Raw genomic sequence first — 7,539 nt, 5'->3', positions numbered from 1 at the left:
GGGTTCTTCGTCTGGACCGGCCGGCAGGCGCAGGGTCAGCTCGCCGGCGGCGTCGTAGCGCAGCAGGTCAGGGGTGCCGGCCACCGCCGCGGGATAGGGCCGCACCAGGCGCGGGGGCGCCGTCGGCACGGACGCCCCGGTACCAGTCGCCGCAGTACCCACGGTGGCGCCCCGCCCGTCCGGCGGGTCGTAGAACCAGCTCAGGCCGTAGCTGTCGGCCGTGGCGACCAGGGCGTCCAGGGCGGCGGGCGAGGCGTCCTTCCAGCCGGTGAGATAGCCGGTCGGATCGTTGACGGCGACGGTGACCGCCGGGTCGAACGACGCCGGACGACTGCTCCACAGCACATGGTACGGATCATGGGCGGCGACGGTGTCGGACAGCTCCGGGCCGGTACCGGCGGGCACCTCATAGCCGAGCACACCCGGTTCGACGCGCAGCCGGTCGGCGAGCGCGGCCAGAGCGGTCGCGAGGGTCGCGTCCGAAAATCGTCGACCCGCAACCGTCGGCACCAGCCGCAGGACGACCTGTAACCCCCGGGCGGTGAACATCCGGGTGAGCCCGACCGCCTGGTCAAGGCCGGCATCCGCGGGGCCCGCGACCGCCGGGCCGGACGCGGTGGGCGGTGGCCAGCCGGCCACCGCCGGAAGGTGACCGCCGGTGGCCACCGGGACCGCCAGCCGCACCCCGGTGAAACCCTGCCCGATCCAGGTCGCAAGATCACCCTCGGTCGGCGTCACCCCGGCCGGCAACGAAAGGCCGCGCACGACCATGACGCGGCGGGCCGCATCGACCAGGTACGGACCGACCCGTCCCAGGGTGTTCGCCGGCATCCCCGGAGCAGAGGCAACGGACGCACCGCCCGCGCCGGTTGCGGTCCCGACCGCCGGGGCGGGCCCGCCGGTTACGGGGGCGGCCCAGCTGGCCGGGATTCCCATCGCCAGCAGCACGCCACCCGTGCCGACCGCCAGGGCCAGGCTGCGCACCCGAAGACCCCGCCGCACCCGACGGCCGCGAGGAGCCGGGGGCGGGACGCTCTGGGCCGCCCGAGCGCTCCGGCCGGCATGGACAGCTTGGCTGGCATGGACCGCTTGGCCGGCATGGACAGCCCGGCTGGCATGGACAGCCCCGACGCGGCCAGGTCGAGCATGAACGGAACGGACGATGTGGGTCAGGGCCGGGGCAAGGCGGTGGGAACGGGTCTGTTCCCGCTCCGCCCCTCCCGGCGCGGTAGTGCAGTCACCACGCACATTCCCTATCCTGCCGTGCCGGCGCAAACGGGCTCAGACCGCCCGGTCCGCGGAGTTGCCGGGCGTACCCGAACGGCCAGGTGTGGCCGGCCGGGCAGGCCCGCCGCGGTCAGCGCGATCGCCACGGTCAGCCAGTACCCGCGTCGACCGGGACACCCCGATGCCGGGCACACCGGCCGACGGTCCACCCGCGCCGGGAAGATCGCCGGCCACGGCCTCGCCGACGGAACCGTCTGCCGGCGCCGCGACGGCGCTACCAGCCGCCGCGCGGGCGGCGGCAATTTCTTCCTTGGCCCGCTTCGCATACATATCGACGTATTCCTGGCCCGAGAGCGCCATCAGTTCGTACATGATCTGGTCGGTGACCGAACGCAGCACGAACCGGTCGTCGGCCATCTCGGCGTAACGGGAGAAGTCCAGCGGCGGCCCCACCCGCATCCCGACCCGGCGCACCCGCGGCAGCAGCTTGCCCGGGGGTTGGGCCTCGAAGGTGCCGATCATGGCGACCGGGATCACCGGCACGCCGGCCTCCAACGCCATCCGCGCCACACCGATCTTGCCGCGGTACAGGCGGCCGTCCGGCGAGCGGGTGCCCTCCGGGTAGATGCCGAGCAACCGGCCCTGCCGCAGCACGCGCACACCGGAACGCAACGCTCCCTCGCTGGCCTTGCCGCCGCTGCGGTCGATCGGGATCTGGCCGGCTCCGCTGAAGAACACCCGCTTGAACCAGCCCTTGATGCCGGCCTCGGTGAAGTAGTCACTCTTGGCGAGAAAGGTGACCCGGCGCGGCACGACCAACGGCAGGAAGAAGTGGTCCAGGAACGACAGATGGTTTCCGGCCAGGATGGCGGGCCCCTCCGCGGGGATGTGCTCGGCACCCTCGACCCATGGGCGCCACACCACCCGGAGCACGGGGGTGAGGATCATCTTGAGCACCCAGTAGAACAAGGACAGCTCCCACCTGGTCACCGTCGTGAGACGACCCTGTCAGGGCGCCCGGACCGGGTCGCCCGCACTGCACACGCCGACGCCGTCGGCCCGAGCATGCCACCGGGCGCAGCGCCCGCCGTGGCGGCACGCGGCCGTGGGCGCCCGCCCACCGATCGGTGCCGTCCGGGCCGACGCGGCCCGACGCGGCATGCGCCAGAGACGCGGCTCGCCGGGCATGGCCGGTAGGCAGACCTGAGCCTAGGTAGCCGGACATCATCACGTCCACCGGAACATCCACAACAGTGCCACCGACGGCGTGGTCGAGGTGATGACCCTGCCACGGCCGGTCCGCACCATCGTTCCTTCCCGCTGGCGAGCATCCTCGCGCCGAGATCTATATCCTCTCAACGAGGGACGGTCACATTACGACGTCCGACTCGACCCCCCATGAAATTTCGTTGAATGTCGTGACATCGACGACAAGACGCCCACCGATGAGACACGGACGACCATGGCCTCGGCCCGCGGACCGTGCGAGCATGCGGGTACCGACGTTTTTCCGCCTGCCGTCCGAATGTTGCGCGGCAGGTGGGTTGCACCGGGCACGTTGCACAGGGCGCGAAGGGCGGACAGTGATGGCGGGTTCCACCGACACAGCCCTGCTTCCCGGCGCGGAGCCGTTCACGTTCGTGGGCGGGTCGGTCGGGGTGCTGCTGGTTCACGGCTTCACCGGCTCGCCGGGCAGCATGCGTCCATGGGGCGAGGCGCTGGGGGCCGCCGGGCTCACGGTTTCCTGCCCGCTCCTGCCCGGTCACGGCACCCGCTGGCAGGACATGGTCCCCACCTCCTGGCCGGACTGGTACACCACGGTGCGCGGGGAGTTCCTCCGGCTGCGCCGGGAGTGCGACGAGGTGTTCGTCATGGGCCTGTCGATGGGCGCCACGTTGACGCTGCGTCTGGCCGAGGAGTACGGCGCCGAGGTCACGGGCCTGGTCACCGTCAACGCGAGCCTGATGACCGAGCGGAGGCAGGCCGCGCTTGCCCCACTGCTCAGCTGGATCATCCCGGCGGTTCCCGGGGTCGCCGGTGACGTGAAGGCCAAGGGTGTGCCGGAGGTCGGCTACAGCCGGGTTCCCCTGCGGCCGTTCGCCTCCCTGCGCAAGCTGTGGGCGGTCACCCGGGCCGATCTCGGGCGGATCGTCTCACCGGTGCTGGCCTACCGCAGCGTGGTCGATCACATCGTCGAGCCGAGTTCCGGGGCGCTGCTGCTGGCCGGGGTGCGGGCCCCGATCGAGGAGCGGCTGCTGCCCGACAGCTGGCACGTGGCCACCCTCGACAACGACAAAGAAACGATCTTCAAGGGCAGTCTCGAGTTCGTCCGGCAGCACTCGATCTCGACTCAGGCGCCAGCTCCGGTGGCCAGCGATGGCTGAGCACCCGCCCTTCCCCAGCTCGGGCGAACCGGCCCCCGGGCCGCTGGACCATTCGGGTTCCGCCGCGGTGCCCGGCGCGGACGGCGGCCACGACAATCACGCCGAGTCGCTGACGTCCGATACCGACCAGGCCACGACGGACCAGCCGGCACCGGCCGACACTGGAGCCCAGGGGCAGACCCAACCACAGGGCCAGGCACAGGGCCAAAGTCAGGGGCCGGCGGCCGACGAGCCGTCCTCGACACCACCCCGCTCGCAGCAGGACGATGACGCGGCGTTTCTCGAGCTCGTCGCGCGTTTCGACGACGAACCGACCGCGCGTACCTGGCCGGCGCAGGAGGACATCGCCGATCTCCGCCATCCCACGATCATCATCCTGCGACCGCCGTTCGCACCCGACGTCCCGGACGAGCCGGACGAGCCGGACAGCCAGACCGCCCCGGGCACCGGGCGGGCCCCCCTGCCGCCCGGCCTGCGCCCGCACCACCTGCGGGGTGATGACGCCGACGAGATCGTTGTCATCGACCTGGGCGCCGACGGCATCGACGGCATCGACGGCACCGGCGGCATCGGGGCCGATCAGTCGGACGACGACGAGCACTACGTCCCGCCGCCCCCGCCGCCCCTGCCCCGCGTCCGCCCGGTCACCCGCTGGGCGCTCGGCTCGATCGCCCTGGGCATGGTGTTCCTGGTGGTCCCGAGCCTGATCGGCTTCAACCAGTCACGCTCCCAGGACGTCGCTGGCGTGCTGTTCATCCTCGGCGGTGTCGGCACCCTCGTCGCCCGGATGGGCGAACGTCCGCCCACCGACCTGGACGGCCCCGGCAACGGAGCGGTCCTCTAGACCGCTCGGTCCACCCGGCCGCCACCCGCGCTGAACCTGCGGCGGCCGGCAGCGGCGACGGCACCGACGAGCACGGGAACGAACAGAAGGGCGTTGGGCGTGCGTTTTCACGAGCAGGTCGAGGTGCACGGGCATCTCATGGACACCGGTGTACTGGCAAAGGTCCTCGACGACGTGCTGGACTACGGTGGCGACTACCGGGTGGACCGGATCGACCTCGGGCGCAGCCACGACGACGAGTCCCATGCGGTCATCACCGTCGGCGCCGAGACGCAGCGGCGACTGGTGCGCATCCTCATGCGCGTCCAGGTACACGGGGTGAACAAGGTGGCCGCCGGTACGGCGCGCTGTGAGGCGGCCGACCGGGACGGGGTGTTCCCGACCGACTTCTACTCGACGACCAACCTGGAGACCGTCGTCCACCTCGACGGCCAGTGGGTGCCGGTGGAACATCCGGAGATGGACTGTGGCCTGGTCGTCTCGCACGGGCGGGTGCGTACCGTGCCGGTGACCGACGTCCGCGTCGGGGACCAGATCGTCTGCGGGGTGGACGGCGTCAAGGTCGTTCTTCCGGTGACCGACCATTCCAGTCGCGTCCACGCCGAGTACGGGTCGCTGCCCAGTTCCGGACAGCCGCAGGCGGTGCTGGTGCGCGCGATCGCCCGCCAGATCCGCGAGATCAAGGCCGAGGGCGGCCAGGTGCTGTGGGTCGCCGGCCAGGCGATCGCCACCACCGGGGCCACCCCGGCGCTGGTCGCCCTGATCGAGGCCGGCTACCTCGATGTGCTGTTCACCGGCAACGCGCTCGCGACGCTGGACATCGAGGCGGCCCTGTACGGGTCGCCGCTCGGGGTCGGGCCGCTGCGCAGCGGCCGGGTGCAGCGCGGCAGTGAGCAGCACATCCGGGCGATCAACGCGATCCGCCGGGAGGGCTCGATCCGCGCGGCGGTCGAGTCGGGCGTGCTCACCGAGGGAATCATGCATGCGATGGTCAAGGCGAACAAGGCCTTCGTCGTGGTCGGTTCGGTGCGCGACGACGGACCGCTGCCCGACGTCCACACCGACGTCGTCGCCGGCCAGCGGGCGATGCGGGCGGCCCTGCGGGGCGTCGGCTACGCGCTGATGGTCGCCTCCGCGCAGCATTCCGTGGCGACCGGCAACATTCTGCCGGCGTCGATCCCGGTGGCGTGCGTCGACGTCAACCCGACGACGGTGCACGCCCTGACCGAGCGGACCAGCGCGCACGCCGTCGGCGTGGTGGCCGACGCGGGACTGTTCCTCGAGCAGCTCGCCGTCGAGCTGGTCGCCGACTACCGCCCCGCCCGGCCGGGACCAGGCGGGACGGCTGCCTGACCCGGGGGATCAGCTACCGACCCTCGGCGGCAGACGGTCCGCGGCAGACGGTCCGCGGCCAGCACTCAGATGCGGGCGAGGTCGGCCGCGCCGACCATGCCGGCCTGGCTGCCGAGCTCGGCGATGACCACTTCGGCCATCGGACGGTGGCCACGTCCGGACACGGCCTCGCTGAAGCGGTCACGGGCCGGGCCGAGCAGCAGGTCACCGGCGTCGGAGACACCGCCGCCGACGATGTAGCGGTCGGGATCGAGCACGGCGGCGAGGCTGGCCATCCCCTCCCCGAGCCAGTGCCCGACCTCGGTGAGGCAGCGCAGCGCAGCGGGATCGCCCTTGCGGGCGGCCTCGGTGACGTCCGGGCCGGTCAACCCGTCGATGTCACCGCCGCTGGCGGCCAGCATCGTGGTGGCCGCGGCCGGGTCGTCGGCGGCCACCTGCCGGGCGAGGCGGACCAGCGCCCGGCCGCTGGCGTACTGCTCCCAGCAGCCGTGGTTGCCGCAGCCGCACAGGTGCCCATCCGGCACCATCCGCATGTGGCCGGTCTCCGCACCGATCCCGAACGCGCCGCGGAACAGTTCCCCGCCGATGACGATGCCACTGCCGATGCCGGTGCCCACCGTGAGGCAGACCAGGTCGCGGCGACCGCGTCCCGCGCCGAAACGGTACTCCGCCCAGGCGGTCGCGTTCCCGTCGTTCTCGACCACCACCGGCAGGCCGACCCGGTTGCTGACCTCGTCGCGCAGCGGTTCGTCCCGCCAGGCCAGGTTCGGCGCGAAGATCACCCGCGAGCGGTCGACGTCGATCCAGCCGGCCGCGCCGATCCCGACCGCCCACACCTCGTGCTCGGCGGACAGCTCCGCGACGACCGCCGCGATCGTGTCGGCGACCTCGGCGCTGGAATGCCCCGGAGTGGGTCGCCGCACGGAGGCGAGGACGGCGCCGGCACCGTCGACGACTCCGGCCGCCACCTTGGTGCCACCGACGTCCACACCGATGGTGAGGCCGGCAGTCCGGCGATCCGGCGCGTCGGGATCGCCGGTGGTGGCCGGGGGGAGGGGGCTCGCGGGGACAGGGGCTGCGGTGCTCATGTGATCTCGATCCTCTGGACGCGGGGTCTGGGCGTTGCGGTGGCCCTGGCCTGGGCCGCCGCGGCCGCAGCCGACCGGATCGCTTCGTCGGCGTCCCGATCGGCGCCGGTGGGGCCATCGGTGCCGCTGGTACCGCCGGTGGCGGTCGGGGTGGTGGTCGTGGTGGTGGTCGTGGTGCTGGTGTTGCCGGTACCGGTGTCGGTGTAACCGGTGCTGGTCGCCCGCGCGGCGTGAACTGCGTCCAGTCCGGCTCGCAGCGCCGCGGACAGCGCCTCGCCGGCGGTCGTGAGGTGCCGGACCATCTCGGGCCGCTCGGCGACGAAGGTCGTGAGCAGCCGGCACCACGGGCAGCCCAGGCAGCCCTGCACGGCCACGGGCGGGCCCTGGCCCCCCACCCTGGATGACGCGCCGCCCCGCCCCTCCCCGGCGCCCCCGGCCTCGGCCCGGGACTGGTCGGAAGACACCGGATGGCAGGCGCAGTCACAGGCTGCCCGCGCGGCCGAGGCGCCCGCTCCGGCGGTGGGGGGATCGGCGACAGGAGGGTGCGAGGCGGGACGGTCGGGGGTGGCGGTCGCGCTGGCCAGGGCGCCGGCGCCCGCGGCGGCGACATCGGCGACGACACTCCACAGCCGCCGGCCCGGAG

5 protein-coding genes and 2 pseudogenes are annotated in these 7,539 nt (G+C 72.8%); 3 read left to right on the top strand and 4 right to left on the bottom strand.

The annotated features are described in order from the left end of the window. Both ND747_RS19175 and ND747_RS19170 read right to left on the bottom strand, forming a co-directional pair. Positions 1 to 984, bottom strand: a pseudogene (locus ND747_RS19175) (hypothetical protein); the annotation flags it as partial. 297 nt (positions 985 to 1,281) lie between these two features. Next, positions 1,282 to 2,196, bottom strand: coding sequence for a 1-acyl-sn-glycerol-3-phosphate acyltransferase (locus tag ND747_RS19170; protein ID WP_251735139.1), 915 nt, complete (start codon positions 2,194 to 2,196; stop codon positions 1,282 to 1,284). Positions 2,197 to 2,813: 617 nt separating this feature from the next. Here ND747_RS19170 and ND747_RS19165 point away from each other — a divergent pair. The 3 genes from ND747_RS19165 to ND747_RS19155 all read left to right on the top strand — a co-directional run bounded on the left by ND747_RS19165 (position 2,814) and on the right by ND747_RS19155 (position 5,808). Further along, complete coding sequence (locus ND747_RS19165) at positions 2,814 to 3,611, top strand: carboxylesterase (protein WP_251735138.1); 798 nt, start codon at positions 2,814 to 2,816, stop codon at positions 3,609 to 3,611. After that, entirely contained in the window at positions 3,604 to 4,455 is an 852-nt protein-coding gene (locus tag ND747_RS19160) for a hypothetical protein (RefSeq protein WP_251735136.1), read from the top strand. The genes ND747_RS19165 and ND747_RS19160 overlap by 8 nt, the downstream gene beginning before the upstream one ends. Positions 4,456 to 4,554: 99 nt before the next feature. Then, on the top strand, positions 4,555 to 5,808 hold the full coding sequence (locus ND747_RS19155; RefSeq protein ID WP_251735134.1) for a TIGR00300 family protein: 1,254 nt from the start codon (positions 4,555 to 4,557) through the stop codon (positions 5,806 to 5,808). Between the two features lie 65 nt (positions 5,809 to 5,873). Here the strand turns inward: ND747_RS19155 and ND747_RS19150 are convergent, their stop codons facing one another. Then, complete coding sequence (locus tag ND747_RS19150) at positions 5,874 to 6,896, bottom strand: ROK family glucokinase (protein WP_251735133.1); 1,023 nt, start codon at positions 6,894 to 6,896, stop codon at positions 5,874 to 5,876. After that, positions 6,893 to 7,539: pseudogene (locus tag ND747_RS19145) on the bottom strand (hypothetical protein); the annotation flags it as partial. The gene ND747_RS19150 and the pseudogene ND747_RS19145, both read right to left, overlap by 4 nt.

This window comes from Frankia sp. R82 (assembly GCF_023716925.1).
GTDB lineage: Bacteria > Actinomycetota > Actinomycetes > Frankiales > Frankiaceae > Frankia.
Note: the sequence above shows the minus strand (reverse complement) of the source record. Positions and strands in the feature narration are given on the sequence as shown.